The organism is Sphingopyxis sp. SE2, from assembly GCF_032227185.1.
Lineage (GTDB): Bacteria > Pseudomonadota > Alphaproteobacteria > Sphingomonadales > Sphingomonadaceae > Sphingopyxis.
Window position 1 is genome coordinate 801,990 of record NZ_JAPMXW010000001.1, and the last position, 23,571, is coordinate 825,560.

Annotated in this window: 24 protein-coding genes; 19 read left to right on the forward strand and 5 right to left on the reverse strand. The window is 61.4% G+C overall.

Going from position 1 to position 23,571, the window contains the following annotated elements; all coding sequences use genetic code 11:
• The first annotated feature begins 16 nt into the window (after positions 1-16).
• Entirely contained in the window at positions 17-643 is a 627-nt protein-coding gene (locus OVY29_RS03685; protein WP_313910957.1) for a NifU family protein, read from the forward strand.
• A 44-nt stretch (positions 644-687) separates the two neighbouring features.
• On the opposite strand, the gene OVY29_RS03690 is transcribed toward OVY29_RS03685, so the two are convergent.
• Positions 688-1,041 carry a cupin gene (locus OVY29_RS03690; RefSeq protein WP_313910958.1) on the reverse strand — a complete coding sequence of 118 codons (354 nt, stop codon included), beginning with the start codon at positions 1,039-1,041 and terminating at the stop codon, positions 688-690.
• Between the two features lie 284 nt (positions 1,042-1,325).
• On the opposite strand from OVY29_RS03690, the gene OVY29_RS03695 reads away from it, so the two are divergent.
• The 10 genes from OVY29_RS03695 to OVY29_RS03740 all read left to right on the forward strand — a co-directional run bounded on the left by OVY29_RS03695 (position 1,326) and on the right by OVY29_RS03740 (position 13,295).
• Entirely contained in the window at positions 1,326-1,526 is a 201-nt protein-coding gene (locus tag OVY29_RS03695) for a hypothetical protein (RefSeq protein ID WP_313910959.1), read from the forward strand.
• Between the two features lie 25 nt (positions 1,527-1,551).
• Complete coding sequence (locus OVY29_RS03700; RefSeq protein WP_313910960.1) at positions 1,552-2,100, forward strand: hemerythrin domain-containing protein; 549 nt, start codon at positions 1,552-1,554, stop codon at positions 2,098-2,100.
• Between the two features lie 199 nt (positions 2,101-2,299).
• On the forward strand, positions 2,300-5,038 hold the full coding sequence (locus OVY29_RS03705) for an MFS transporter (RefSeq protein ID WP_313910961.1): 2,739 nt from the start codon (positions 2,300-2,302) through the stop codon (positions 5,036-5,038).
• Entirely contained in the window at positions 5,035-8,835 is a 3,801-nt protein-coding gene (locus tag OVY29_RS03710) for a nitrate reductase subunit alpha (protein ID WP_313910962.1), read from the forward strand. The genes OVY29_RS03705 and OVY29_RS03710 overlap by 4 nt, the downstream gene beginning before the upstream one ends.
• A complete protein-coding gene (gene narH, locus OVY29_RS03715; protein ID WP_313910963.1) occupies positions 8,832-10,358 on the forward strand; it encodes a nitrate reductase subunit beta in 1,527 nt (508 codons plus the stop codon). The genes OVY29_RS03710 and narH overlap by 4 nt, the downstream gene beginning before the upstream one ends.
• Positions 10,355-11,053 (forward strand): nitrate reductase molybdenum cofactor assembly chaperone, encoded by a 699-nt coding sequence (gene narJ, locus OVY29_RS03720; RefSeq protein ID WP_313910964.1) that lies wholly within the window; start codon positions 10,355-10,357, stop codon positions 11,051-11,053. Before narH ends, narJ begins: the two co-directional genes overlap by 4 nt.
• A gap of 11 nt (positions 11,054-11,064) precedes the next feature.
• Entirely contained in the window at positions 11,065-11,862 is a 798-nt protein-coding gene (gene narI / locus OVY29_RS03725) for a respiratory nitrate reductase subunit gamma (RefSeq protein ID WP_313910965.1), read from the forward strand.
• Positions 11,859-12,767 (forward strand): peptidylprolyl isomerase, encoded by a 909-nt coding sequence (locus OVY29_RS03730; RefSeq protein WP_313910966.1) that lies wholly within the window; start codon positions 11,859-11,861, stop codon positions 12,765-12,767. The genes narI and OVY29_RS03730 overlap by 4 nt, the downstream gene beginning before the upstream one ends.
• Positions 12,767-13,120 carry a hypothetical protein gene (locus tag OVY29_RS03735; RefSeq protein ID WP_313910967.1) on the forward strand — a complete coding sequence of 118 codons (354 nt, stop codon included), beginning with the start codon at positions 12,767-12,769 and terminating at the stop codon, positions 13,118-13,120. The genes OVY29_RS03730 and OVY29_RS03735 overlap by 1 nt, the downstream gene beginning before the upstream one ends.
• The gene (locus tag OVY29_RS03740; RefSeq protein WP_313910968.1) at positions 13,089-13,295 is read left to right on the forward strand and encodes a hypothetical protein; all 207 of its coding nucleotides are present in this window, start codon (positions 13,089-13,091) and stop codon (positions 13,293-13,295) included. Before OVY29_RS03735 ends, OVY29_RS03740 begins: the two co-directional genes overlap by 32 nt.
• On the opposite strand, the gene OVY29_RS03745 is transcribed toward OVY29_RS03740, so the two are convergent.
• A complete protein-coding gene (locus OVY29_RS03745) occupies positions 13,292-13,987 on the reverse strand; it encodes a Crp/Fnr family transcriptional regulator (protein ID WP_313910969.1) in 696 nt (231 codons plus the stop codon). The two genes, OVY29_RS03740 and OVY29_RS03745, sit on opposite strands and share 4 nt — an antisense overlap.
• A gap of 226 nt (positions 13,988-14,213) precedes the next feature.
• Between OVY29_RS03745 and OVY29_RS03750 the strand changes: the two genes are divergently transcribed.
• From OVY29_RS03750 to OVY29_RS03780, 7 genes are all read left to right on the forward strand, one after another.
• Entirely contained in the window at positions 14,214-15,041 is an 828-nt protein-coding gene (locus OVY29_RS03750) for a methyltransferase domain-containing protein (RefSeq protein WP_313910970.1), read from the forward strand.
• A 203-nt stretch (positions 15,042-15,244) separates the two neighbouring features.
• A complete protein-coding gene (locus OVY29_RS03755) occupies positions 15,245-16,462 on the forward strand; it encodes an NnrS family protein (RefSeq protein ID WP_313910971.1) in 1,218 nt (405 codons plus the stop codon).
• A 326-nt stretch (positions 16,463-16,788) separates the two neighbouring features.
• Positions 16,789-17,208, forward strand: coding sequence for an IS66-like element accessory protein TnpA (gene tnpA, locus OVY29_RS03760; protein WP_246427310.1), 420 nt, complete (start codon positions 16,789-16,791; stop codon positions 17,206-17,208).
• The gene (gene tnpB, locus OVY29_RS03765) at positions 17,205-17,552 is read left to right on the forward strand and encodes an IS66 family insertion sequence element accessory protein TnpB (RefSeq protein WP_137754517.1); all 348 of its coding nucleotides are present in this window, start codon (positions 17,205-17,207) and stop codon (positions 17,550-17,552) included. The genes tnpA and tnpB overlap by 4 nt, the downstream gene beginning before the upstream one ends.
• Before the next feature lie 62 nt (positions 17,553-17,614).
• Positions 17,615-19,147: an IS66 family transposase gene (gene tnpC / locus OVY29_RS03770; RefSeq protein ID WP_313910972.1), complete on the forward strand. Its 1,533-nt coding sequence runs from the start codon at positions 17,615-17,617 to the stop codon at positions 19,145-19,147.
• A complete protein-coding gene (locus tag OVY29_RS03775; RefSeq protein ID WP_037555259.1) occupies positions 19,144-19,755 on the forward strand; it encodes a plasmid pRiA4b ORF-3 family protein in 612 nt (203 codons plus the stop codon). The genes tnpC and OVY29_RS03775 overlap by 4 nt, the downstream gene beginning before the upstream one ends.
• Before the next feature lie 343 nt (positions 19,756-20,098).
• The gene (locus OVY29_RS03780; RefSeq protein ID WP_313910973.1) at positions 20,099-20,323 is read left to right on the forward strand and encodes a hypothetical protein; all 225 of its coding nucleotides are present in this window, start codon (positions 20,099-20,101) and stop codon (positions 20,321-20,323) included.
• 4 nt (positions 20,324-20,327) lie between these two features.
• Here OVY29_RS03780 and OVY29_RS03785 read toward each other — a convergent pair whose 3' ends face one another.
• Genes OVY29_RS03785 through OVY29_RS03795 form a run of 3 tightly spaced genes read right to left on the reverse strand, consistent with a single transcriptional unit; the run spans position 20,328 to position 23,243 of the window.
• On the reverse strand, positions 20,328-20,642 hold the full coding sequence (locus tag OVY29_RS03785; RefSeq protein ID WP_313910974.1) for a hypothetical protein: 315 nt from the start codon (positions 20,640-20,642) through the stop codon (positions 20,328-20,330).
• 13 nt (positions 20,643-20,655) lie between these two features.
• Entirely contained in the window at positions 20,656-21,300 is a 645-nt protein-coding gene (locus tag OVY29_RS03790; RefSeq protein ID WP_313910975.1) for an SOS response-associated peptidase family protein, read from the reverse strand.
• Between the two features lie 32 nt (positions 21,301-21,332).
• The gene (locus OVY29_RS03795) at positions 21,333-23,243 is read right to left on the reverse strand and encodes an ATP-binding protein (protein ID WP_313910976.1); all 1,911 of its coding nucleotides are present in this window, start codon (positions 23,241-23,243) and stop codon (positions 21,333-21,335) included.
• Between the two features lie 110 nt (positions 23,244-23,353).
• Here OVY29_RS03795 and OVY29_RS03800 point away from each other — a divergent pair, with 110 nt between their 5' ends.
• Complete coding sequence (locus tag OVY29_RS03800; RefSeq protein ID WP_313910977.1) at positions 23,354-23,551, forward strand: hypothetical protein; 198 nt, start codon at positions 23,354-23,356, stop codon at positions 23,549-23,551.
• Positions 23,552-23,571: the final 20 nt, after the last annotated feature.

Here is a 23,571-nt window from a genome sequence, read left to right on the forward strand (position 1 = left end):
ATACAGAGGCAAGCTAGTGAACCAGGATGCGATTGAATTTGAATCCACGCCGAATCCAAACGCACTCAGAATCGTGACCGGCTTCCCACTCACGCACGGAGCATCACAGCAGTTCAAGCGTGGAATACCCGCCTCCAATCCACTCGCGGCAGATCTACTGGAGATAAGCGGGCTTATCCGCGTCATGATTGCGCGGAACTTCGTCACCATAGTGCGTGAGACGGAGAGCATATCGTGGGACTCGCTTCGCCCGTCGATCAAAATCGCGCTCTCCAGGGCAGCGTCCGCGGAGGTCGAGGACCTCAGCGGTGCATCGCCCGAAATCGAAACAATCGCCACAATCGAGCGACAGATAGAAGATGTGCTGGCTCGCTACGTCAATCCGCTCCTCGCCGCCGACGGAGGAGAGGCGTTGCTGGTCAGTTTCGATCCGCAATCAGGGCTTGCTCTGGTAAAAATGGAAGGCGCCTGCGGCGGCTGCCCGTCCGGAGCGATCACGCTGAAAGGTGGGATTGAGCAGGCGATCCGCCACTGGGTCCCTGAGGTCCGAAAGGTCGAAGCGCTTAGCGACGATCGGCCGCGCGAAGATCCGAGAATACGTTTTCGCAAGTGGATCGAGGCCCGGTGGGGCAAAGTCGAATAGCTGCAACGCCCGTTCTTGGCTGCAGCCGTCGTTCGGCAATGGCCTCACGCTGTCTGCGCTGAGCTTCCCGAGGCTGGCAGCATGATCGTCAGGAGCAATGAGGAGTGTTCCAGCCCTCGAACCGAGTGCAGCACTCCTCCGTCGAAATATACCCAGCCATGAGCCGGCAGCTCGACGACCTTATCCTCCAATCCGACTTCCACGCGGCCCTCGAGGCAGTGCAGCGTAAACCTGCCCGATACCTTGTGGGGCGGCATCTCACCGCCGGCAGGAACTGCGAGATAGATTGCCTCGAAACTGTCGGTCTTCACCAAAGCTCTTGTCTGCGCGGAATTCAGCTCGGATCCCAAAGGACTCAGATCGACGACCTCGCCCGATGTCACGTGATGTAATGCCATGAATGTCCTCGTTTTGATGTCGTATCGCCTCTGCCTAGAACCGTATGCCGGTCAATTGAAGCCCTGTGGCGCAGACATCGACCGCTGAACCCGAATCCGGAGGTGGTCCCGGTCCCTTCGGAGCTCGGGGAGAGGGCGCCCGGACCGGCTTCTGCCACCCAAGCCTTTGCATGCCGTTTGTCACCTCCGGGATGGACCTTAGGCGGCTGACCGTAGGGAGATGATCGAAGTGTCCGCAGCCCTTCGTCGGGCTAGTATTTGTATCGACGAGAAGGAGCGGAACGATGACGGCGATTAACTCAGATTTTGTCGCCAATGCGCGAGTGGTGAGCGCCGGCGATCTTGCGCAGATCGTCGATGCGGCAAGCCCGGTACTGCCCGAAGATCGAACCGGTCTGAATCTCGCAGGCGTCAAGATTGGCAGGTCCGTGCTGCTTGCGCTCATGGGTGCGACGATCACCGCGATCAGTGCATCGGCCGCCTAGCTGCCGGGCTGAGGGAGTTTGAGCAATGGATATCCTCGGTGTCTTCCTTTCCGAACACGAGCATGTCAGGCTTATGCTCGGCGTTTTCGAAGAGGAACTCGCAGAGTTCGGCGATGCGCGGAATGCCGATTACGAGGTCCTCGGCGGCTGCATCGCCTATTGCCGTGACTTCCTCGATCAATGGCATCATCCCAGAGAAGATCGGCTACTCGAACTGATTTCCCGCCGCGATTATGGTGTCGGCAGCTCGTTGCAGGCGCTCTCGAACCAGCATCAAGACCTCGGCAGGCGAACCGCCGAACTCACTCACATCTTCCACGATATCTGCAATTGCGGCGGCGTGTACCTGCGCGAAGATCTGGTTGAAACCGGGCGGAGACTGAGTTCGTCATACCGGCAACATCTCGACTGGGAGGAGCGCTTTCTCTTTCCCGCTGCGACGACTGTGCTCACCGATGAGGATTGGCAGGAGCTCGCTAGCCGGACAAGCGGCGAAGCGGACCCGCTATCTGCGGAGCCGGTCGACAGACAGTACCGAATGCTGTTCGCAGCCTTGGCGGATCGGCGGCCATGAGGTCGCTTGCCCGGGCGCCAAGCGGACAGGATCGGACCGCAAAGCACCATGAACAGGAGTACAATAAAAAAAGGTGCGGCGGCGGTTGCCGGACTCATTTTGTCTCCGTAGGTTCGTGCGAATTAGGAACGAAGGAGGCTCGCCTGGTTGACATCCTCGTCTCGATCGCGCCGCCTTCCAAACTAGCGGTGCTACGCCTGTGACCGGGGCAGGCGTACCTTCCGGCGCACCGCGCGCATTGTGGACGAGCACCGCTGCGTTCACCGTCTGCTTTGCCGCCTGGACGATTTTCTCGATCGTAGGCATCGCCATCAAGGACGAGTTCGGACTTTCCGAAACTCAGTTCGGACTGCTGATCGGCACCCCCATACTTACCGGTTCACTGTCGCGACTTGTTTTCGGCATCTGGGCTGACCAATACGGCGGTCGGCGCGTGTTCGCCGGGGTGATGCTTGTCGCGGGTCTCGCCAGCTTCGCAACCTCCTATGCCGACAGCTATGTCGAACTGCTGGTCGCAGCGCTGTTCATTGGAATTGCAGGCGGCTCTTTTCCCGCAGGCGTCGCTTACGTTTCGAAATTCTATCCTCGCGAGCGGCAGGGGCTTGCCCTCGGCATCTTCGGGGCTGGGAATGTCGGATCATCGGTGACCAAACTCGCCGCGCCGGCTGTGATGCTTGCGCTCGGCTGGAGTGCAGTGGCGCAGATTTGGGGCATTGCTCTTCTGATGATGGCCGCCGGCTTCGTTCTGCTGACAAAGGAAGATCCGGAGACGCAACAGAGACGGCGGAGCGAACAGCCGGGCGTTTCAATGAGGCAGCAGCTCGCCGTTCTGAGCAATTTGCAGATCTGGCGGTTTTCGCTCTACTACTTTTTCGTCTTTGGGGCCTTCGTGGCGCTGGCTCTGTGGCTTCCGCACTACTTCATGGACGTCTACGGTCTCGATCTGGTGACTGCGGGAGTTCTTGCAGCGTGCTTTTCGGTCCCGGCCAGCCTCTTCCGCATCTACGGTGGACGGCTTTCGGACAAGTATGGAGCGCGCGCGGTGCTTTACTGGACGCTCGGTGTCTCGGTCCTGTGCACCTTCATGCTCTCCTATCCGCCCACGACCTACATCATCGACGGAGCCAGAGGGCCTATTACCTTCCGTACCGAAATGGGGCTGGTTCCTTTCGTCCTGCTGATCTGCGTGTTGGGGTTCTTCATGAGCCTCGGCAAGGCGGCCGTGTTCAAGCACATCCCCGTCTATTACCCAAACCACGTCGGCGCCGTTGGCGGTCTGGTCGGAATGATCGGCGGCCTCGGTGGTTTTGTCCTGCCGCTCGCATTCGGAGCCCTGGTCGACATTACCGGGATCTGGACCAGTGTGTTCGCGCTGCTGTTCCTTCTTGTCGGGGTCGCGCTTGCCTGGATGCACGTGGCGATCCAGTACATGGAAAGGCGCGCCGCCCGCGAGCCGGAACGGACCGCTCTGCTGCCCGAGCTTCCCGAGATGCAGGGCTTTGGCGAAAAGGATATCGAGCGTCCGGTGCGCGGCGCCGGTCCGATCGCCGATTGGAGACCGGAGGATCCGGAATTCTGGCAAACCAAAGGCCGGCCGGTTGCTCGCCGTAACCTGTGGATTTCGACGTACTGCCTGCTGCTATCTTTCGCGGTTTGGATGGTCTGGAGCGTTGTCGTTGCGCAACTGCCTTCCATCGGTTTCGCCTTCACCACCGATCAGCTCTTCTGGCTTGCGGCTGTGCCGGGCCTCTCAGGTGCGACGCTACGCATTTTCTATGCCTTTCTCGTGCCGGTGTTCGGCGGGCGCTTGTGGACCACGATCTCGACGGCGTCCCTTCTGATCCCTGCCTTTGGGATCGGCTATGCGGTGCAGAACCCCGACACCCCATATCTGATCTTTCTGGTGCTGGCGCTGCTCTGCGGCTTTGGCGGCGGAAACTTCGCGTCTTCGGTGGCGAACATCAGCTTCTTCTTTCCGAAGTCTGAAAAGGGCAACGCGCTGGCGATCAACTCCGGGCTGGGCAATGTCGGCGTCAGCCTGATGCAGTTTGTCGTGCCTTTCGTCGTGACGATGAGCCTGTTCGGAGCGCTGGGCGGATCGGCGCAGATGACCGCCGGTGGCGAAGCGGTGTGGATGCAGAATGCCGGGTTCTTCTGGGTGCCCCTAATCATTGTCGGCACACTCGCAGCATGGTTCGGAATGAATGACATCCTCAGCGCCAAGTCGTCGTTTGCAGACCAGGCGACCATCTTCAGCCGATTTCACACCTGGATCATGTGCTGGCTCTACACCGGTACATTCGGGACCTTCATCGGCATGTCTGCGGGCTTCCCGCTGCTTGCAGGGCTCGTGTTCCCCGAAGTGAACGCGCTTCGCTACGCCTTCATCGGCCCGTTGGTGGGCGCGTTGGCGCGGGCCGGCAGCGGCTGGATTGCCGACCGGGTGGGGGGCGCGCGGGTGACCTTCTGGGTCTTCGTGGCGATGATCGCCGCGTCCTTCGGGATGATCTGGTTCCTCGACATGCGCAGCTTCTGGGGCTTTTTTGCCATGGTGCTGCTGCTCTTCCTGGCAAGCGGCGTCGGCAACGCATCCACCTTCCAGATGGTGCCGGGCATCATGCGGCGGGAGATCGAACGCACCGCATCGCATCTCGATGCTCAGGAATGCCGAATCCAGGCGGACCGCGAGTCCGCGGCGATCGTCGGCTTCATCTCTGCCATCGCCGCCTACGGCGCATTCTACATCCCCAAGGCCTACGGCTCGTCGATCGAACTGACGGGCGCGCCCAACGCGGCTCTCTGGGGATTCATGATCTTCTACGTCACCTGCGCTGCCCTGACGTGGTACTTCTACGATCGCGCTCGGCAGCCTGTCTCGAGCGGGACGCAATCCCCCCGCACCGTACCTGCCCATGCCAATAAAGGGAGCTCGCAATGAGCCATTTCCTGGACCGCCTGACCTATTTCCGCCGCGCGCGGAGCGAGTTTTCGGAAGGGCATGGCATCACCACCAACGAGAGCCGCGACTGGGAAGACGCGTATCGGAAGCGCTGGGCGGCGGACAAGATCGTCCGTTCGACTCACGGCGTGAACTGCACCGGTTCATGCTCGTGGAAGATTTATGTGAAGGGCGGGATCGTCACGTGGGAGACGCAGCAGACGGACTATCCCCGGACGCGTCCCGATCTTCCCAACCACGAGCCGCGCGGCTGCCCGCGTGGAGCCAGCTACAGCTGGTATCTCTATTCCGGCACGCGCATCAAATATCCGCTCGTTCGCGCACGGCTGATCCGCCACTGGCGCGAAGCGCGCGCGACGATGCCGCCGGTCGCGGCGTGGGAATCGATCGTCAAGAATCCGGACAAGCGGCGCGACTGGGTTTCGAAGCGCGGACGGGGCGGGTTCGTCAGGGCCGGGTGGGACGAGGTGACCGAGATCATTGCGGCCGCCAATGCCTACACTATCAAGGAGTATGGCCCCGATCGCATAGCCGGCTTCTCGCCCATTCCGGCGATGTCGATGATCTCCTACGCCGCCGGCAGCCGTTACCTCTCTCTGATCGGCGGGACGCTGCTCAGCTTCTACGATTGGTACTGCGATCTGCCGCCGTCGAGCCCGCAGACCTGGGGCGAACAGACTGACGTCCCGGAAAGCGCCGACTGGTACAATGCCGGGTTCCTGCTCGTCTGGGGCTCCAACGTCCCGATGACGCGCGCGCCCGACGCGCACTTCTATTCCGAGGTTCGCTACCGCGGCGCCAAGAGCGTGGTGATTGCGCCCGATTACAACGAGGCGGCCAAGTTTTCCGACTTATGGCTGCATCCCAAGCAGGGCACGGATGCGGCGCTGGCGCTCGCCTTGGGTCATGTTGTGCTGCGGGAGTTCTATGTCGACCGCCAGGTGGAGTACTTTTCGGACTATACCCGTCGCTACTCCGACTTTCCCTTGCTGGTCCTGCTGAAGGAGCAGGACGGTCGAACCGTTCCCGACCGCCTGCTGCGCGCCTCCGACCTCGCTGGCGCACTGGGCGAGAGCAATAATCCGGACTGGAAATGCGTTGGGCTGGACGAGCTTTCCGGCGAGTTTGTCGCCCCGCTTGGCGCGGCGGGCCATCGCTGGGGCGAACAGGGCAAGTGGAACCTCGAGGAGAAGGACGGCAAGGGACGCAAGATACGCCTCCGCACCACACTGGCCGGCAGCGAGGACGAGATCGTCGCCACCGCCTTCCCCTATTTCGGTAGTACCGCGCCGCACGATTTCGTGGCCACCGACCACGAGCAGATCCTGACGCGCAACCTGCCCGCAAAGCAGGTGACGCTCGCCGACGGATCGAGCGCCAGGGTGACAACCGTGTTCGACCTGTTCTGCGCCAATTACGGGGTGGATCGCGGCTTCGGAGGCGAGAACGTCGCCTCGAGCTACAACGACGACCTTCCCTTCACGCCTGCATGGGCGGAGAAGGTCACCGGGGTCCCGCGTGAGGCGATCATCCAGGTCGCACGCGAGTTCGCGGCCAATGCCGAGGCGACGAACGGCCGGTCGATGGTCATCCTCGGGGCCGGGCTTAACCACTGGTACCACATGGATATGAGCTATCGCGGGATCATCTCGCTGCTCGTGATGTGCGGCTGCGTGGGTCAGTCGGGCGGCGGCTGGGCACATTATGTCGGCCAGGAAAAGCTGCGCCCGCAGACGGGCTGGTTACCTCTTGCCTTTGCTACCGACTGGGTGCGCCCTCCGCGGCAGATGAACGGAACCAGCTTCTTCTACGCACATACCGACCAATGGCGCTACGAGTCTCTCAAGATGTCCGAGATCCTCTCGCCGCTCGCGCCGGCGGGGGACTGGTCGGGCACGATGATCGATTACAACGTGCGGGCGGAACGAATGGGTTGGCTGCCGTCCGCGCCGCAGTTGGAAACCAATCCCATCGAGCTTGGCCGGCGAATTCACGAAGCCGGGTCAGATCCCGTCACAGAAGTGGTCGATGGCCTCAAGTCGGGCGAGCTGAAGCTCTCGGCGCATGACCCCGACAATCCGCGCAACTGGCCGCGAAACATGTTCTTCTGGCGATCGAACGTGCTGGGCGCGAGCGGCAAGGGCCACGAATATTTCCTCAAGCACTTCGTCGGTTCGCTTCACGGCGTGATCGGGACCGACGAGGAGGTGCCTGAGGAGGAGCGGCCGCAGGAAGTCGCATGGCACGACGAGGCCCCCACGGGAAAGCTCGACCTGCTGGTCAACATCGACTTCCGCATGTCGACCACCAGCGTCTATTCCGACATCGTGCTGCCGACCGCGACCTGGTATGAGAAGCACGACCTCAACACGACGGACATGCACCCCTTCATCCACCCGCTCACCGCGGCGGTGGACCCTGCCTGGGAGGCCAAGAGCGACTGGGCCATCTTCCGCGCTATCGCGAAGAAGTTCTCGGCCGTGGCTCCCGAAGTGCTCGGCGTGGAGCACGACGTCGTTCTCTCGCCTATTCAGCACGACACTCCAGGCGAACTGGCGCAGCCCTACGAGCCGAAGGACTGGGGAAGGGGCGAATGCGAGCCGATCCCCGGCAAGACCATGCCTGCTATCAGCCTGGTCGAACGCAACTACCCCGATGTGTTCGCGCGGTTCACCTCCTTCGGGCCGGAGGTCGAAGCGCTCGGCAACGGCTCCAAGGGCCTCAACTGGGATGCCAAGGACGAGGTCGAACTGCTCGGCAGGCTCAACGGGATCGTGCCCGAAGGCCCCACCGCCGGCCGCCCCAAGGTTGATAGCGATATTGAGGCCTGCGAAACCATCCTGATGATGGCCCCGGAAACCAATGGCGAGGTCGCAGTCAAGGCATGGCATGCGCTGGAGAAGGCCACCGGGCGCAGCCATGTCCATCTTGCGGAAGGACGTGAGGAAGAGAAGATCCGGTTCCGTGACGTCGTCGCGCAGCCGAGGAAGATCATCTCCTCACCCACCTGGTCCGGGATCGAGAGCGAGAAGGTCTGTTACAACGCCGGCTACACCAACGTGCACGAACTGGTCCCCTGGCGGACGATTTCCGGCCGCCAGCAGCTTTACCAGGACCACCACTGGATGCGTGCTTTCGGAGAAGGGCTCGTCACCTGGCGGCCGCCAATAGACACCAAGACTGTGATGCAGGTGCTCGGCAAACTGCCCAACGGCAACGCCGAGATCATGCTCAACTTCCTCACTCCGCACCAGAAGTGGGGCATCCATTCGACTTATACCGAGAACCTGATCATGCTCAGCCTCAACCGGGGCGGACCGATGTTCTGGATCAGCGAGGACGATGCGAAGCTTGCGGGCATCGAGGACAATGACTGGATCGAGGCGTTCAACGTCAATGGTGCGCTGACCGCGCGCGCGATCGTCTCGCAGCGTATCCGGCCGGGTTCGGCGCTCATGTACCACGCGCAGGAAAAGCTGGTGAACACAGTCGGCTCTGAGATCACCGGTCAACGCGGCGGCATCCATAACTCGGTGACCCGCATCAACATGAAGCCGACCCACATGATCGGCGGCTATGCGCAGCTCGCCTACGGGTTCAATTACTACGGCACCGTTGGCGCCAACCGCGACGAGTGGGTGATCGTGCGCAAGATGAGCGAAGTGAACTGGTTCGACAAGGCAGCCGACGACAGCAAGAACGTCGAGGGTGGCACCGCCGATTGGGGGACCGGAACTTCGCCGCGGCAAGAAGCAAATCGGGAGCCGACAGAATGAAAGTACGCGCACAGATCGCGATGGTCCTGAACCTCGACAAGTGCATCGGCTGTCACACCTGCTCGATCACCTGCAAGAACGTGTGGACTAACCGCGAAGGCATGGAATACGTCTGGTTCAACAATGTCGAGACAAAGCCCGGCATCGGTTATCCCAAGGACTGGGAGAACCAGGCCCGCTGGAAGGGCGGCTGGATCCGCAAGAAGAACGGCAAGATCATCCCCCGCCAGGGCTCTAAGTGGCGTATTCTGTCGAAGATCTTCGCCAATCCGCATCTTCCCGAGATCGACGACTTCTACGAGCCATACACGTTCGAATATGAGTGGCTCCAGGCGGCGCCGGAACTGCAGGCACAACCCTCGGCGAAGCCCCGCTCGCTGCTGACTGGCGAGGTCATCAACAAGATCGAGTGGAGCGGTAACTGGGAGGACATGCTCGGCGGCGAGTTCTCCAAGCGTTCTGCAGATCACAACTTCGAAGGGGTCGAAAAAGAGATCTACGGCGAGTTCGAGAAGACCTTCATGATGTATCTGCCGAGGCTGTGCGAGCACTGCCTCAATCCGTCCTGCCTCGCCTCGTGTCCTTCGGGCGCGATCTACAAGCGGGCGGAGGACGGGATCGTCCTGATCGACCAGGAGAAGTGCCGCGGCTGGCGCATGTGCGTCTCGGGCTGTCCATACAAGAAGATCTACTACAACTGGTCGAGCGGAAAGTCGGAGAAGTGCATCTTCTGCTTCCCGCGGATCGAATCCGGGCAGCCGACCGTCTGCTCCGAAACCTGCGTCGGGCGCATCCGCTATCTCGGCGTGTTCCTCTACGATGCCGACAAGATCGAGGCGGCAGCATCGGTCGAGAACCCGCAGGATCTCTATCCCGCGCAGCTTGGGGTGTTCCTCGACCCCAACGATCCCGAGGTGCAGGAACAGGCGCGGCTGGAGGGCATACCCGAGCAGTGGCTCGAGGCGGCTATCCGTTCGCCGGTGTACAAGATGGCGGTCGAGTGGAAGGTCGCCTTCCCGCTGCACCCCGAATACCGCACGTTACCGATGGTGTGGTACGTGCCGCCGCTCTCGCCTATCCAATCGGCGCATGAAGCCGGCAAGATGTCGGCGAAAGACGGCATGCCCGACGTCCGCTCGCTGCGCATTCCGCTGCGTTACCTCGCAAACCTGCTGACCGCCGGCGATGAGGAGCCGATTGCCACCGGATTGGAGCGCATGCTCGCCATGCGCGCCTATATGCGCGCGAAATCGGTCGAAGGCAGGATTGACGAGAGTATCGCCGAACGCGTCGGTCTCACCGGCGCCACGATCGAGGAGATGTACCGGATCATGGCGCTCGCCGCCTATGAAGACCGCTACGTCATTCCCACGACCCACCGCGAGCTGGAGGAGGACGCCTACGTGCTTCGCGGCTCATCCGGCTTCGGTTTCCGCGAACGCACTGGAGGCTCGACCAAGACGAACCTGTTCGGCGGAACCAAGCGCACGCCACGCAAGCCCTACATGGATGTTCCGACATGAGAATGACCCTCCGCGCCCTGGCCGCCTTGCTCGGCTACCCGTCCGAAGAGCTGAAGGACAATATCGGCGAAGTCAGGAGCGCCATGGCCGCCGAGAGTGCGCTCGGTCCTGCCATGATCCAGCGCCTCGAGCCCCTGCTGCAGAGCTACGAAACGGACGATTTGCTCGATCTGCAGGCGGATTACAGTGAGCTGTTCGACCGATCGCGCAAGCTATCGCTTCATTTGTTCGAGCACGTCCACGGCGATAACCGCGAACGCGGCCAGGCGATGATCGATCTGGGCGGGCAATATGCCAGCGCGGGTTTCTTTCTGGAAACCACGGAGTTGCCGGACTTCATTCCGGTGTTCCTCGAGTTCTGTTCGGGCCTTCCAGTGGAGGAGGCGCGGGAGATGCTCGACCAGCCGGCGCATGTCTTCGCCGCGCTGGCGGAACGGCTCGACGAGCGGGATAAGCGTTTCGGCGCGATCTTCCACGCCATACTGGCCGCCGCTGATGTCCGTCCCGGGGCAGAGGCGCTCGCCGAACTGCAGGAAAATACGCCTGAAGACGATCCCGCCAAGATCGACGAGGAATGGGAGGAAGCCCCCGTCACCTTCACGTCGGGCGGAGCCCACGAGATGGGCGGCCCCACCGGCGTGGTGGCCAAGATACGCGCAGCCAACCGGGCGGTGAAGACCGCGATCAAGGGATAAGGAGAGTTCGGATGTCCGACTTCATCAACCAACTGGCCTTCGGCTGGTATCCCTATCTTGCGATCACCGTGCTGGTGGTCGGGAGCATTTTCCGCTTCGACGCCGACCAGTACAGTTGGCGCGCGCAATCGAGCCAGTTCCTGCGGCGCAAACAGATGATGATCGGCTCGAACCTGTTCCACATGGGGGTGATCGTGCTGTTCTTCGGTCACCTTGTCGGACTGATGACGCCTATCAATGTGTTCGACACCCTGGGAATCGGACATGACGTGAAGCAGTTGATGGCGCTAGTGGTCGGCGGGATCGCCGGAATAGGCGCGCTCGTGGGCTGCTCGCTGCTGCTTCACCGCCGTCTGTTCGACTCACGAATCCGGCGCAGCTCCTCTATCGGCGACATCCTCGTCCTCTTGCTGATCTGGCTTCAACTCGTGCTCGGTGTGGCGACGACGTACTGGACCATTCAGCACCTCGACGGCAGCGAGATGGTGCGCTTCATGGGTTGGGCCCAAGGTATCCTGCGGGTCGATCCGGCGGCACCGCAGCAGATCCAAGACGTCGCGCTGGTCTACAAGCTGCATATCATCCTGGGGTTGACGCTGTTCCTCATCACGCCCTTCACGCGGCTGGTCCATATCTGGAGCGCGCCCGTGTGGTTCCTGCTGCGGCCAGGCTATCAAATCGTCCGCTCGCGCGCCTCGGTTCGGCAGCCCGCCTACAGCCCCACCCGCGGGCCAGTAGCCGACCTCGCTCCGACCTACGGCGGGGACGCGCCGATGCGCCAGAAAGCAGAAAGCGGAGAAGCGACATGAGGCGGCTCGACGTTATCAATATAGAGGCCGATGAGAACCGGCCTGCGCCGGCGATGCCGAGCGCCTGTGAAACGGGGGGCTGCGGCGGGCCGGCCGAGCTTGCGCCGACGCCCGAACTTCCCAGCTTCGGCGAAGTGTCGGTCAACGGGGTCGAAATCTCACCTGAGGCCATTGCACAGGAAATCCAGCATCATCCGGCGGCGAGCCCCAAGGAGGCCTGGCGCGAAGCGGCCCGGGCCTTGGCGGTGCGTGAGCTTCTCCTGCAGGAAGCTCGCCGCCTTGAGCTCGAGGCCGAGCCGGAAGAGGACGAAGCCGGAGCGCGCGAGACGGAGGAGGATGCGGTTGTGCGTGCCTTGCTCGAAGAGGCAGTGATACCGGAAACTCCCGGCGAAGCCGAAGCGCGCCGCTATTACGAGGCGAACGCCGATCGCTTCCGCACCGCCACGATCTACGAAGCGAGCCACATCCTCATCGAGCCCGAGGGTGACAGCGACAAGGCGTGGGAAGAGGCGCTCGATCAAGCGCGGGTGATCCTGCAGGAGGTCGGTAACGACGCGGCCTCCTTCGCCGCAGCTGCGCGCGCCTACTCGAAATGCCCTTCGGCGCAGCAGGACGGTTCTCTCGGGCAGGTGCGGCGCGGCGAGTTGGTTGACGAGGTCCAGACAGTTATCGAACGCCTTGCGGACGGGGCCACTGCCGAACAGCCCATCCGTTCCAGGTTCGGCTGGCACATCATCCGTCTGCAGCGGAGCATCAAGGGCCGAGAGCTTCCGTTCGAGGTCGTCAAGGATCGCATCGCCGACATGCTCGAGGCCCGAAGCTGGTCGATGGGCGCGGTGCGCTACGTCGCTTCGCTCGCAGAGCGCGGCAAAGTCGAAGGCGTGGTCATCGGGGAGACCGCCTGATGCCGATGCTCGGCGATCTACTCGCCGCCGCTCGCGATGGGGCAGGGCGCTTCGATGGCTGGCTGCAAGCGGCCGATCCCGAGCGAGCTGAGGGAGTCCACCGTGCAGCTCTGGCTGAGGGGATGAGCCCGACCGCCTTCATTCGCATGGCAGTCGCCGATTTCTCGCGCTTGGCGGAGGAAGAGGATTGGGCCACGCTCACGTCCGCCATGAGGGACAGCGAGGATCCCGGCACGATGTGCCTTCTTGCGATGGTCGATTGGCGTCTCTCCGCACCGACCTGTTCAGACCATCGGGTAAGCGCCAGAGAAAGGACGAGCCATGAACCAGCCGCCGAACGAACCGCCTCGTGAACGGCCCCTCAACCGGGGACTGAAGAGCGAGACGGACGCCAGTCACGATCTCGAGCGCAGCCCGGCGCCGATCGACACCACGGAGGCCAGGGAAGGGCAGGGGGAGGGCTGGCCGATCGTCTGGGTGGTGGTGACGGTGGTCTGCGTGGTTTTGGCCATCTGGTTTTTGATTTAGCTCTCGAATCCCTCAGCAATATTAGTGATTGCGGAGAGATCGTGGAGTACGAGTCGATGATCGTGGCTCGTGAGAAGGCCGGCCTTCGCCCATGCCGACAAAGTGCGACTGGCGGTGTGGAGGGTGGTGCCTGATATCTCCGCCACATCCTTGCGGCGTAGGGGCAGATCGATTGCAATATCGCCTCGGTTCTCCTGCCCGGCTTGCGTGACGAGTCGCAGGAGGGTGTGAGCAATCCGCTGTTCTGCCCGCTGGGTTGAAAGCTCGCGTACACGGTCCTGCGCATCGGCAAGTCGCGCGCCGACGATCCGGATGATGTTGATGGCAATGGGCGGGTGGGCGTCGATCAACAAGGCGAGATCTGCCTCACTCCAGCTGAGCACGAGCGCTGTTTCGGCGACGACGGCATCAGCCGGTAGCGGGCGCTTGGTGAAAAGAGGTACCGAACCAAACATCTCGCCCGGCGCAATGAACCGGACGATCGCCTGACCGCCATCGCTGCCGGTCTGCACTATGCGTACACTCCCCACGCTTAGAGCATAGGCCCGTCGCGCCTCGTCTCCCTGGCGGAACACCGTTGCCCCCTTGCCAAAGCTCTCCGCGCGAGCTGCCTCGCTAGCCGCACTCAGGCCGGGCGCCGAGACGCCGGTGAAGATATCGAGCCGCGAAAGGGAGGACAGTTCCGGCTTCAACGTTGGTCCGCCCATCTCGTCTCCCTTCTGCCATCGCTCTTAATCATCAGCATCAGCGCCCCAACTCCGCAGGTCAAAAAAGTCTCGATGTTGCGCTAGCACAACATCGCGGATGACGAGGCCTGCTAAATGCGAACGTGTCGCAACAGAAGTTTGGTCCTCAAGGTCTTTCCAGCGATGCGACCGAAGTCTCAAGCGAAAACCGAATGGTTTAAAGGAGCCCGACATGAACATGCAAAGAGCGCTTCACTTCGACCTGCCCGGGAGCGACCTTAGCACGGCGAAGATGCCGGGACACTGGCTACTGGCCCGCCTCGGCAAACGGGTCCTTCGACCGGGCGGGTTAGCCATGACCAGGGCGATGCTCCAGGATATCCAGATCACGCGGCAAGATGATGTTGTCGAACTGGCCCCCGGCCTCGGCTCTACGGCGCGGCACATCCTTGCCGCCAAGCCACGGAGCTATGTCGGCGTCGAGCGGGATGTGGAGGCCAGTTCATGGAGCCGACGCCAACTCCCTCGCGCACACAACATCTCCGTCCTGACGGGATCTGCTGATGATACAGGCTTGCTTGATGGCTGCGCCTCAGTAGTTGTCGGGGAGGCGATGCTGACCATGAACACGGCCGAGCACAAACGGCGCATCGTCGAGGAGGCACATCGCCTTCTCAAGCCCGGTGGTCGCTACGCGATCCATGAGCTCTGCGTCTCGCCCGATACGATCACGGCAGCTGAGCACGACAGGATATCGCAAGGGTTGTCCTCAGCCATCCACGTGGGCGCACGTCCGTTGCGCGCTCAAGGATGGATGGCATTGCTGGAGCAGGCCGGCTTTCAGGTGGTTGCGATGGACGAGGCGCCGATGGATCTGCTTCGACCGAAGCGTCTCGTTCAGGATGAGGGCGTGATGGGAGCTCTACGAATAGCCGGAAACATCCTGCTAGATCCGCCAGCTAGAAAGCGCGTTCTGGGAATGCGCGCCGTGTTCGAACAACACCGGAAGAATCTCAGCGCCATCTATATAGTAGCGGTGAAAAGCGCGCCGGCGAACTGACACCCACTACTTCCATCAAAGGAATTGCCCATGTTCTGCCATGAATGCGGTGAAATACTTGCCCCGGGGCCGCTGAAGGCGCCACACATGGTTCCAGAACGGAAATTTCCCAGGGCTTTCTGGAGCCATCTTCTGCGCAATGGGCTGCCCAAAACAGTGGCTCGGATTCGCGGCCAACGGGAAGCGAAAGAAGGCAGTTCGTAATGGCAGGAGCGAAAACCCGCGGTGAAGAAATGCTCGCGCTGCGCAAGGCGCGCATGGATAGCTCGCTGCCCTTCCTGCGCGGCGGATTTCGGCCTTTCTTCTTCGGCGGTGCGGCCTGGGCGATCATCGCGCTGGTCCTGTGGCTCCTTTCGCTGCTCGGTGGCCTCACACTGCCAAGTGCCTTCGATCCGTTAGCGTGGCATCGGCACGAAATGCTCTTCGGCTTCGTCGGCGCCATTGTTGCGGGCTTTCTGCTGACGGCCATACCCAACTGGACCGGCCGCCTGCCGATCGCAAGCCTTCCTCTTGCGGCGCTCTTCGCGTTGTGGCTCTCTGGAAGGATTGCGCTTCTCTGGTCGGGAGACGTCGGGCTAACCGCCGCCGCCGCGCTCGACGTCGGGTTCTATGTCGTGTTCGCTTTTGTGGCGGGGCGGGAAGTTCTGGCGGCAAAGAACCGCAACCTGCCGATCGCAGCTCTCGTGCTGCTGTTCGGTGCCGCCAATGCGGTGGATTATGCTGGTGTGGCCGGCTGGCTGGAAGACAGTGAAGCGGGCTTTCGTGCCGGAATTGCGCTGGTGACGGTCATGATCTCGTTGATCGGTGGCCGCATCATTCCTTCATTCACGCGCAACTGGATGGTGAAGCAGGGCCTGAAGGACCATGCGCCGGGGCAGCCCACGCGTTTCGACCTAATAACCATCGGCGTTACCGGCATAGGCTTGCTTCTCTGGGTGCTCGCGCCGTCCGCTAGTTTCACCGGCTGGCTCCTCCTCCTCGCAGGTTTCCTCCAGCTCGTTCGGATGGTTCGGTGGAGTGGCTGGAGAACACTTTCCGACCCGTTGGTTGCCATCCTGCATGTGGGCTATCTGTGGCTGCCTGTCGGGCTTTTGCTCCTGGCCTGGAGCATCTTGGGTGAAAGCATGCCCCGAACTGTTGCACTTCATGCGCTCACCGCAGGAGCGATGGCGAGTATGATCCTGGCTGTCATGACCCGCGCTACGCTGGGCCATACGGGCCGCGAACTAAAGGCGGGAGCGGGAACGATCACGATCTATATCTTCGTCACGACGGGCGCGGTCTTGCGTGTCGGAGCTGGTCTCGGGCTGATCAGTTACCGGGTGGGCATCGAGGGGGCCGGCGCCTTCTGGGCAGGAGCATTCCTGCTGTTCCTGCTGATCTATGGACCCATTCTCTTTCGTGCTCGCCATGGCGCCTAAGGAGAGAATGTTGGAATAAAATACTCTAATTTGTAGGTATCTATATGCGTCTCTGTATTCGTTCTCACTCAACAAGAGGCAGCACGCAAAACCAACAATTCGCGAGTGGCCATAGCACAGTTCCACATCCATCTGCGATCCGCTGACGTTTGCGGCACGGGTTGAGAATTGATGGAGAAGTGCGTTCGCTAACTTGAATTCGAAAACTGTCAGCTTTTCCCAATGTTCAGCTGGTCAGCCAATGTTGCGGCGTAAGCGTGTCCTGAAGGCCGCCTTGCAGGAAGCTGCTGCGCGGTGCTGATAGCCGCTCTTTGCGAGGAGCGGTGATGAACGAGGATATCGCGGCGACGGGAGCGAGTGCTCTTACGACCGGTCATATGAGTGATCATATGAGCAGTCGGATCGCGGTCGTGGGCGGGCGTCGTCGCTGGTCGGTGGATCAGAAGCTGTCGATCCTGCGCGAGGCGTTCGGCCCTGACGGCTCGGTCTCGGCGACGTGCCAGCGACACGCGGTCGGCAGCGGGATGCTCTATACGTGGCGCCGGCAAGCACTGGCGGGTGATTTGACGGGAGCGAAGCGCACGCCGGTGCCATCGTTCGCCGAGGTCGAGGTGTCGGTGCCGGCCACCGCGACGGCAGGCAGCGGCCAGATCGGGATCGAGCTGCCGTCAGGCGTGCGGCTCACCGTCGACGCGGCGGTTGATGCCGATGCGCTGGCACGGGTGTTGTCCGTCCTTGCCCGATGATCCCGTTACCACCGACAACGCGCATTTATCTGGCCTGCGGCGCCACCGACATGCGCAAGGGGTTCGATGGTCTCGCGGTGCTGGTGCAGCAGGTGCTGGAGAAGAGTCCGCACTCGGGCGCGCTGTTCGCGTTCCGCGGCAAGCGCGGCGATCTGGTCAAGCTGCTCTGGTATGACGGCCAGGGCCTGTGCCTGTTCTCGAAGCGCATGGACCGGGGCCGGTTCATCTGGCCGATCACCAAGGCGGGCAAAGTCAGCCTCACCGCGGCGCAGCTTTCGATGCTGCTTGAGGGCATCGACTGGCGGCGTCCCGAACGCACCGCGGCGCCCCTGCTTGCAGGGTAAAAAGTGGCGGATTAGTGAGGGTTCTACTGGCATCGCGGCGCCGCTTTTGCTAGGCGTCCGGGGTGTCGGAACCAGCCTCTTCCAGCATCGACAAGGACGCCCGGATCGCCGAGCTCGAAGCCGCTCTCGCGGCCCGCGATACGCTGATCGATACCCTGCGGCACCAGCTTGCCCAGCTCCGACGCATGACCTTCGGCCAGTCGTCGGAGAAGCTCGCGCTGCAGATCGAACAGCTCGAGCTCGCTCTCGAAGAACTCGAAGGCGAAGCCGAGGTCGCGGATAGCCGAACGACCGACAGGGTGCCCGCCGAGCGGGTATCGCCGGTGCGCGCCTTGCCCGATCATCTGCTGCGCGCTGAACGGCGGATCGAGCCCGAGGCCGGCAGTTGCACCTGTCCCGATTGCGGCGGCGCGCTGCGTCCGTTGGGCGATGACCGCGACGAGCAACTCGACGTCGCCCCGATCCAGTGGCGCGTCATCCGCACCGTGCGGCCCAAGTATAGCTGCCGCGCCTGTGAGAAGATCGTCCAGGCACCGGCGCCAGCGAAGGCGATAGCACGCGGTAAGGCGAGCTTTGCCACGCTCGCCCATGTCGTCGTGAACAAGTTCGATCATCATCTCCCGCTTTACCGCCAGGCAGAGATGATGGCAGCGCAGGGTATCGACATCGATCGCTCCACCCTCGCCGGCTGGGCGGGCCAGGCCGCGCATCTGCTCGACCCGATCGTCAGCCGCATCCGCGAAGAAGGGCTGAAGGCCGCCAAGCTGCACACTGACGACACGCCGGTGCCGATGCTCGTGCCCGGCAAGGGCCGCACCGCGCAGGCACGGCTCTGGGCCTATGTCGTCGATGATCGCGCATCGGGCGCCGCAACCCCGGCACTCGCCTGGTATCGGTTCACCCCTGATCGCAGCGGCATCCATCCGCAGAGCGAGCTCAGATCGTTCACCGGCCTTCTCCAGGCCGACGGCTATGCCGGATATGAGAAGCTCTATGAAGGCAACCGCATCCGCGAGGTCGCCTGCTGGGCACACTTTCGCCGCAAGATCTTCGAGTGCCACCAGACGAGCCCGACGCCGCTTACCACCGACCTGCTGACACGTATCGCCGGGCTCTACCGGATCGAAGAGGATGTGCGCGGCCAGCCGCCCGATATCCGGCGCCGACAACGACAGGAGCAAGCCAGGCCGCAGATCGATGCGCTTCGCGGCGCGATCGACGACGCCCTGCGTCGTCTGTCGCCCAAGTCGGCGATGGCGAAGGCGCTTGCCTATGGCCGCAAGCGTTGGGATGCGCTCACCCGCTACATCGATGACGGCATCGCGGAGATCGACAACAATATCGCCGAGCGCGCGATCCGCGCCATCGCGATCGGCCGCAAGAACTGGCTGTTCGCCGGATCGAAGGCTGGCGGCGAACGCGCCGCTGCCACCTACTCGGTCATCGAGACAGCCAAGCTCAACGGCGTCGAGCCGCAGGCCTATATCGCCGATGTCATCGAGAAGATCGCATCGGGCTGGCCCGCCTCCCGCTGGGACGAGCTCATGCCGTGGAACTGGACAGCGCAAAGCGCACCCGTCAGCATGGCGGCATGACCGACCAGATCGCACGGATTCGCATCACGCTCGAAGACATGAAGCCCGCCATCTGGCGCCGTGTCGAACTTCCCGTCACCAACAGCCTCAAGACCCTGCACCTCGCGATCCAGGCCTGCATGCTCTTCGAGAACTACCATCTGTTCCGTTTCGACGTCGGCGATGCCGCCTATGGCATCCGCTTCGATGATGATGACGCTTTCATGGTCCGCACCCGCGATGCCGCCAATATGCGCATCGGCAAGCTCGTCGAGCGCGGCATCACCAGCTTCACCTACACCTATGATTTCGGGGACAACTGGCGACATCGTATCGAGATCGAAGAGATCACACCCGCCATCCCCGGCATCGATTACCCGCGCTTCGTCGATGGCGAACGACGAGCCCCGCCCGAAGATGTCGGCGGAACCCCGGGGTTTGAAGAGTTCCTCAATGCCATGGCCAAGCCGCGCCATCCCGAGCGCGCATCCATGGTGCAATGGTATGGCGGCGTCTTCGATCCCACCGATATCGGCGCCGACGAGATCAACGCACGCATGGCGAAGCTCGCCAAGCGACGAGCACAGGGAAGAGCCGCCTACGCCGACGCTAAATCCCGCGACAGCTAATCGATGGCGGCTTCCTGACCACGCTTACTGGTCTTCGGACTTCGCCATTCTTATCGGAAGTGCCGACGTGCCGGAAATGCAGCGCCGAGCGTCGGTTCACAAGCTTGGTGCAATCGGAATTGAAACTGGCGCGGCCGAGGTAGGGCGCCCATCTTTGAATGTGACTACGGATAATGCGGATTTACCGTTTCCCAAATCTGCTCATTTTCCGACAGGCGCCGACGAACCTCCGTCAGTTCGACCACACGATGCCGTAAGCAATACCGGCGCCAGTTCGCCTGGCTTGGTAGGTGGTATCTCGCCGCACAACTCATCTCACGCGCACGGTTCCGGAGCGAATCCGATGGGAGGCGTTCGCGTAGAGCGGAGGGGAACGCTGAGGTTCGATGCTGACCTGTTGTTCCTCGACAACGAGGCCGAGAAGATGGCGATCGTAATCCCGCCCGGCAGCTTTGCGGCAATAGCCGGGGAAAGGGCCACCGTGCTTGGCAAGCTTCATCGACTTCCCGGCCCCCAGGATCTGATAATTGCGGACACGATCATCAATGGCGATAATGTTCCGAGGTAGTCGCCTAAAGCGTCCTCAGAAAGGCCCACCCCGCAACGAATAGCGAAGCGCCCGAGATAAGCATTGACCAGCGTGCCGGCGATTTCCACCCTTCGCGCACCCTCAGAATGCTGACGGCCAAGTGTGCTTCCCGGCTATTGGGCGTGGTGGCGATCAGTTCGGCCAAGTCCTCATCCGGGTGTTTGGCGATGAGCTTCCGAGTTGCTTTCCAATATGGATGTAGCGGACCCACTTCTGCAGGATCGTCCTCGAAATTTCCGAGCCACGCATCGTTATTTGCTGCGTTTAGCTCTTCCACCAGTGTCGGCTTTTTCGCCATTGAGCCTATCCCCTCAGATTAGCGTCGGGCCGTCGGCCGTCTTACGCTTGAACCACGGCTCGGCCGTGCGATCGACAACCAGCCTGCTCGACGGGTATTTTCGCACCAAAGCTATCGCGTCTTCGGCAGGACAGTTCAGCCAGGCGTCGTGCTCGTCGGGACGCAGGATCACCGGCATGCGATCGTGAATGTCGAACAGCTCTTCGGTCGCGTCGACCATGACGCCGGTATAGCAATCGCCCCATTCGTCGGTCGGGCGCCAGAGCCCGGCCCATACCGCGACAGGCTGATCTTCGACGCTGATCCATGTTCGCGTCATCTTTCCCTTTGGCCCCTCGGCTTCGGCGAACGCGGTGAAGGGGATGAGGCAACGATGTGCGGGCGTCGTGAACCAATGCTTCCAGAACGGCGTCAGCAGCTTGTCGTCGCGGGCGTTGTTGACCGGCTTCGGCTTGCTCGTCGGCTTCATGCCTTTGAGCCGGACGGGGAAGCCCCAGGTCATAGATTGCAGGACGCGGGCGCCATCTTGCTCGCGGACGACGATGCCCGGATAGCCGGGATAGACTTCATCGGCGACATTGTAACCGCGGTCGGCGGTAGCGCCGAAAAGGTCCGCAGTTTCCTGCGCCATAGGCTTATTCGTGTAGAGGTTGCACATTTCGCGCCGCCCTATCTATAGCTCCCAGAACCTCATTTCCCGCCTCTTTTTCCAAGCCTGTCCGACTGGTATTTTTGGCCCGGATGTTGGGGCATCTCGGGGTAAAGGTAACAAAGTTCGCCGTCGGCAACCATGCCGGCCAGAAATCTTTGAGAGACGTAGGTCGCCTTCTTCCCCAAGAAACCTGCGATCTCTTGTAGGGAAAGCGGCTTCCAGTCGCATAGCCGCAGTATGACGGCCCGCACCTCTTCCGGTTGAGCGCGCTTTTTTATCTGCAGCGATTTCACGGTGTAACGAAGTGGAGTTGGAATTGAGGCGATCGAAGATGCGTCGCCGTCCTCACCATCCATGTTAACGGGCTTAGCATGGATGCTTGCCGCCGAACCATCCATGTTAGTGAGCGCAAGAAACTTTGCGCCGGCCACATAGTGGGTTTTCGTTCCGCTACCACGAACCTGCAATAGGTCGGCCTGCACAAGGGCCTTGAGGCTTTTGCTGGCGGTAAGTGTCTCGGCTTGAGTGAGATTGCGATACGATAGATTATCGATTGCCCCGATCTCTCGGACGAAGATGAGAGCTTTCATCTGATCCTCCGTCAATTGGAGGCCCGAGAACTGAGCAAGCCAGTTCCAATCGCTTTCGTCGAGAAAATGATGAAATAGGAACGTAGCGGTGAACTGCTGAGCCTCTCGATCGGACTCGAAAGCTGGTGCCGCCAAACCGCTCTGTTTCATCTTTTCCTGCATGACCCGGATCCCGCTGCCTTTGGTTTCGGCAAATCGGGTTTCGTGCAGAATTTCTGCGATTGTCGGATTGCGAATGGCTGAGCCCGGTTCGGAAAATCGATCTTGAGATTTAAGAGAGTATCCGGGATTCTTAATCTCGATGCGGTTAGAGTAGCGCACGATTTGGACGGGCTGAAACACCTCGTAGCTGCGATGCATTAGAGCGTTCACGACGGCTTCTCGAATGACGCGCACCGGAAGCACTGGCGTTTCAGTGCGTTGCCCAGAAAGGCCATCCTCAATAACAAATGTTTTGGGTAGATCGTCCGTGATTGCCGCGATCACGCGACCGATCATGGTCACGATTGGTCCGCGAAGATCTAGGGCTTCAAAGTGATCTTCTGGATTCGAGACCCATGCCTTGCCTGGCACGCGTATATAGTCGACACGCTGCGCCGGCATCAGCCTCCTGAGGGAGGCACTTTTGCCAAAGGTTAGGAGACCTGTAGCAGTTATTTGCGTTTTTCCGTCTAACCTCTGGATCGCGCCAAGAGCATGCAACATCTCTTCGTCGGACCAGTTCAGCTCTTCGGCAAGCGGATTGGCCTCCACTCTCGCTCGACGATAGGCTGCAATAGCAGTCGGATCGAGATCATCCCAGCGAGCCTCACGAATTATGCGGGTGTCATAGGGCTCGTTCGCTTTGCCCTGAAAAAATGCTTGGATGTCCTCGTCTGTGCATTTCATGTCGGCGGTGCCTATGCGTCGGTACGCACCCGCTGGAAGCCCTCGTGCTTTCACATAGAGCGGCTTCTGGTTCTGCGGCAACTCAGCAACGTCAACGCGAAGGATTACGGCGTCGTTGACCACCGAAGGCGCGATATCCACGCGCATAGGCTGATTGAACATCGTCGCACACGCAGACGCCATATCACTTGAAAGCCGGTCAGGCTCGGCAACTCCAACTGCAGAATAGAAGGGGAAAAGGGCTTCCTCCTTGCTGACTCCTAGGAGGATCGTGCCGCCTCCCAAGCCGGGCTCGTTTGCAAGGGCGCAAATCGTTTCGTAAATCGATTTGCCTAGGTTCGCGCCAGAGATCTCCTTGGCCTCAAGGTCTTCCTGTTCATCCGTCTCATTCAACAGTTTGATCAGGTCTTTTGCGGATTCTTTTCGGATCATGGCGCCTCGCGGGATGCCGCATTTTTTCAACGCCGTCACCTAAAACGTCATCATTCGTAGGTTGTCATTGCAACGAATGTCGGGATGGCGGTCGACGCTTCTCTTGGACGATGTTGCGCGCGCACCATCCCCGGGAGTATTATCTTCCCGTGGCGAATGAACTGGACGATATCCGAGCGTCGACCGACTGCCCCGTTTGTGGTCGGGAACTGAATGTTGCCTACCGCACGCTGAGACTGGGTCGCACGGTCGAATGCCAAGGGTGTGGCGAAACGATCAAGCTGGAAGATCACACGCCAATCGCCGCGATGCAGCGGCTCATCGATGACGCTTCCGACGACGGTTAGTGCTCTTGCATCGAGCCACG

What these genes read in the sequence shown, in the direction of transcription:
- OVY29_RS03690 (WP_313910958.1), bottom strand. Translation starts at nt 1,041, where the DNA reads ATGGCATTACATCACGTGACATCGGGCGAGGTCGTCGATCTGAGTCCT.
- OVY29_RS03695 (WP_313910959.1), top strand. Translation starts at nt 1,326, where the DNA reads ATGACGGCGATTAACTCAGATTTTGTCGCCAATGCGCGAGTGGTGAGC.
- OVY29_RS03700 (WP_313910960.1), top strand. Translation starts at nt 1,552, where the DNA reads ATGGATATCCTCGGTGTCTTCCTTTCCGAACACGAGCATGTCAGGCTT.
- OVY29_RS03710 (WP_313910962.1), top strand. Translation starts at nt 5,035, where the DNA reads ATGAGCCATTTCCTGGACCGCCTGACCTATTTCCGCCGCGCGCGGAGC.
- narH (WP_313910963.1), top strand. Translation starts at nt 8,832, where the DNA reads ATGAAAGTACGCGCACAGATCGCGATGGTCCTGAACCTCGACAAGTGC.
- narJ (WP_313910964.1), top strand. Translation starts at nt 10,355, where the DNA reads ATGAGAATGACCCTCCGCGCCCTGGCCGCCTTGCTCGGCTACCCGTCC.
- narI (WP_313910965.1), top strand. Translation starts at nt 11,065, where the DNA reads ATGTCCGACTTCATCAACCAACTGGCCTTCGGCTGGTATCCCTATCTT.
- OVY29_RS03730 (WP_313910966.1), top strand. Translation starts at nt 11,859, where the DNA reads ATGAGGCGGCTCGACGTTATCAATATAGAGGCCGATGAGAACCGGCCT.
- OVY29_RS03735 (WP_313910967.1), top strand. Translation starts at nt 12,767, where the DNA reads ATGCCGATGCTCGGCGATCTACTCGCCGCCGCTCGCGATGGGGCAGGG.
- OVY29_RS03740 (WP_313910968.1), top strand. Translation starts at nt 13,089, where the DNA reads ATGAACCAGCCGCCGAACGAACCGCCTCGTGAACGGCCCCTCAACCGG.
- OVY29_RS03750 (WP_313910970.1), top strand. Translation starts at nt 14,214, where the DNA reads ATGAACATGCAAAGAGCGCTTCACTTCGACCTGCCCGGGAGCGACCTT.
- OVY29_RS03755 (WP_313910971.1), top strand. Translation starts at nt 15,245, where the DNA reads ATGGCAGGAGCGAAAACCCGCGGTGAAGAAATGCTCGCGCTGCGCAAG.
- tnpA (WP_246427310.1), top strand. Translation starts at nt 16,789, where the DNA reads ATGAACGAGGATATCGCGGCGACGGGAGCGAGTGCTCTTACGACCGGT.
- tnpB (WP_137754517.1), top strand. Translation starts at nt 17,205, where the DNA reads ATGATCCCGTTACCACCGACAACGCGCATTTATCTGGCCTGCGGCGCC.
- OVY29_RS03775 (WP_037555259.1), top strand. Translation starts at nt 19,144, where the DNA reads ATGACCGACCAGATCGCACGGATTCGCATCACGCTCGAAGACATGAAG.
- OVY29_RS03780 (WP_313910973.1), top strand. Translation starts at nt 20,099, where the DNA reads ATGGGAGGCGTTCGCGTAGAGCGGAGGGGAACGCTGAGGTTCGATGCT.
- OVY29_RS03785 (WP_313910974.1), bottom strand. Translation starts at nt 20,642, where the DNA reads ATGGCGAAAAAGCCGACACTGGTGGAAGAGCTAAACGCAGCAAATAAC.
- OVY29_RS03790 (WP_313910975.1), bottom strand. Translation starts at nt 21,300, where the DNA reads ATGTGCAACCTCTACACGAATAAGCCTATGGCGCAGGAAACTGCGGAC.